This is a genomic window from Candidatus Magnetaquicoccus inordinatus, from assembly GCF_004217665.1.
In the GTDB taxonomy this organism is placed as follows: domain Bacteria; phylum Pseudomonadota; class Magnetococcia; order Magnetococcales; family Magnetaquicoccaceae; genus Magnetaquicoccus; species Magnetaquicoccus inordinatus.
Map to the genome: position 1 here is coordinate 1 of NZ_RXIU01000326.1, position 2710 is coordinate 2710.

The 2710-nt window shown below is 53.3% G+C and carries 3 protein-coding genes; all 3 read left to right on the plus strand.

Going from position 1 to position 2710, the window contains the following annotated elements; all coding sequences use genetic code 11:
- Positions 1–15: 15 nt before the first annotated feature.
- Positions 16–1728: a terminase large subunit gene (locus tag EJP87_RS15230; protein WP_130472713.1), complete on the plus strand. Its 1713-nt coding sequence runs from the start codon at positions 16–18 to the stop codon at positions 1726–1728.
- Positions 1729–1740: 12 nt separating this feature from the next.
- Entirely contained in the window at positions 1741–2430 is a 690-nt protein-coding gene (locus EJP87_RS15235; protein ID WP_130472714.1) for a phage portal protein, read from the plus strand.
- A gap of 29 nt (positions 2431–2459) precedes the next feature.
- Positions 2460–2710, plus strand: a 251-nt coding sequence (locus tag EJP87_RS15240; RefSeq protein WP_130472715.1) for a P27 family phage terminase small subunit, incomplete at its 3' end; no start/stop codon positions are given.

The window sequence follows — 2710 nt, forward strand, 5'->3', positions numbered from 1 at the left end:
TAATCGGAGGGATGAGTGGCGGCCCGATCTTACTATGCGGGCGTTGCTCTGCGGTATGCCCAGGCAGTTGTCTCTGGGAAAATCACAGCCTGCCGGAACGTCCAGAATGCGTGCTCCAGGCACTTAAGCGATCTGGAAAAGTTCTCATCTCCAACCTCGAAATATGAATTCAACCCACCGATGCAGGGGCTTGGAGGGGTTGAAATTCGGCCTGGGGATGCGGCGTGTAGATTTATCGAGTGCTTGCCGCACATCAAGGGGCCACTGGCTGGAAAACTGATCAAGCTGGGAGCGTGGCAGGTGTTTGCGCTCATGGTTATTTTTGGTTGGGTAAACCGGAAAGATCAGACCAGAAGGTTCCGAAGGGTTTATATCGAAGTTCCAAGGGGTAACGCCAAATCGACACTGTCGTCTGCTGTGGCCCTGTACATGCTGCTGGCTGATGGAGAGTTTGGTGCTGAGGTGTACTCGCTGGCCACCACCAGAGACCAGGCAAAGATCGTGTTTAGCGATGCGCAGGCCATGGCCAGGAGATCCAGAACTCTGATGCAGAGTTTTGGTGCTGAGGTGGGGGCAAACGCCATTTTCAGTCTGGCAATGAACGCAACGTTCCGAGCGTTGTCTTCCCAGGGCTACTCGCTTGATGGTCTGAACATTCATTTTGGCTGCATCGACGAGCTGCACGCGCACAAGACGCGGGTGGTATACGATGTTGTCGAGACTGGAACAGGGAAACGTGACAACTCGCTGTTGTGGGTGATCACAACAGCAGGAAGCAATCGATCCGGTATTTGCTACGAGTTGCGCAACTACGTTATCAAGGTATTGGCCGGGAAATTTGTTGACGATACCCAGTTTGGGATTATCTACGGTCTGGATGAAGGCGACGATTGGACCAAGGTCGCGGCACTGAAAAAAGCAAACCCAAACTGGGGGGTGTCTGTTCGGCCAGAGGTGGTGACGGCGCTGCAGAAGAAGGCGATGCGGACGCCATCTGCGGTGAACAATTTCCTGACCAAACATCTGAATGAGTGGGTATCTGCTGATGTATCATGGATGGATATGCGGGCATGGGACAAATGTGCAGAAACAGAGCTCAAGATTGAGGAATTTTCTGGCATGCCCTGCTGGATAGGCCTTGATCTGGCGAGCAAGATCGATGTGGCCGCCATGGCTTTGGTCTTCTCTCGCGGGGAAGGCCGGTTTGCTGTGTTCATGAAGTTCTATCTTCCAGATGCTGCGGTTGATCAATCAGGCAATGCCCAGTATGAAGGCTGGAGGCGGATGGGGCGCATAACTGTAACACCAGGGAATGTGCTTGATTTCGGTTGGATCAAGGCTGACCTGCTGGATGTGAGGGATAAATTTGACGTGCGGGCAGTGGCGTTTGATCCATTCCAGGCAACTCAATTGTCGCAAGAGATGATGGCAGAAGGGATGCCGATGCTTGAGGTTGGTGCGACGGTGCGCAATTTTTCCGAACCAATGAAGCAACTGGAGGCGTTGGTTCTGGAAAAGAAGTTGGCGCACGATGGGTGCCCGGTACTGTCATGGATGGCCTCCAATGTGGTGGCACATCGTGATGTAAAAGACAACATTTTTCCCAGAAAAGAGCGGCCAGAAAACAAGATCGACGGAATTGTCGCGCTGATCATGGCACTGTCCAGAGCGATTCTTGTGGAAGAGTCGAACGAACTGGATCCGAATTGGCAACTGATGGTTTGCTGAGGCGATTGACCTATGTGGATTGCAGACAAAGTGAGATCGTTCTTTTCGGCATCAATTGGCAACCAGTCTCCATTGAGTGATTTTTGGTACTTGCCGACGTTTTTCCGATCCATCAGCGGAGTGCCGGTTACGGCTGAATCCTCCATGCAGCTCTCTGCCGTTTTCGCCTGCGTGCGGATCCTGGCGGAAACGATGGCCAGCATGCCGTTGGTCTTAAAGAAACGTCGGCCAGATCGTGGATTCGATTTGGTAACAGATCACTGGGTGTACCAAGTGCTGTCTCGGCGACCAAACGACTGGCAGACACCGTTTGAGTTCCGCGAGATGTTGATGGGGCACCTAGTCTTGCGAGGGAATGCCTACGCCTTCCTAGATACGGATTATCGCGGCAATGTTGTGGCGATGATCCCGCTGCATCCTGACAGAGTACGGTTGGAGGTGATCGAGTCTGGCGGATATCGGTATCGCGTATCGATGCCAAACGGCGAACAGGTCATTGTCCACCGGGATCAAATTTGGCATTTACGAGGACTTTCGTCGGACGGATATCGTGGTCTGTCTCCGATAGAGATGGCGGCAGACAGTATTGGTTCGGCTCTGGCAACGCAGCGGTACGGCGGGCGGGTCGCACCAACCATGCCGAGCCTGTTCCGAATCAGAATATTGACGAGATCCCACAGCCGATACTTGTTGCCAAGGTGAAAGCGGTCAGGAGTTGGTGGGATCAGATTTTGGCCGATTCGCCAGAAGGCATGTTCAAGGCGATGGACGCCGACTTGCTGCAGGGGCACTGTGTGGCTACCTGCATCGCTGAGAGAGCTGCAGCGCGAGTATTTCAAGAAGGAGATATTGTTGCAGACAAGGATGGTAACAAGGTTGAGAATCCGAGCGTGAAGATGTTCAGCCGGATGTTCGCTCTTACCATTCGATCGGCGTCTGCTCTTGGCCTGACACCGGTTTCCCGGACGCGCATTCGCGCAAT

Excerpts from the sequence above, each read along its gene's own strand:
- EJP87_RS15235 (WP_130472714.1), top strand. The coding sequence starts at position 1,741 with ATGTGGATTGCAGACAAAGTGAGATCGTTCTTTTCGGCATCAATTGGC.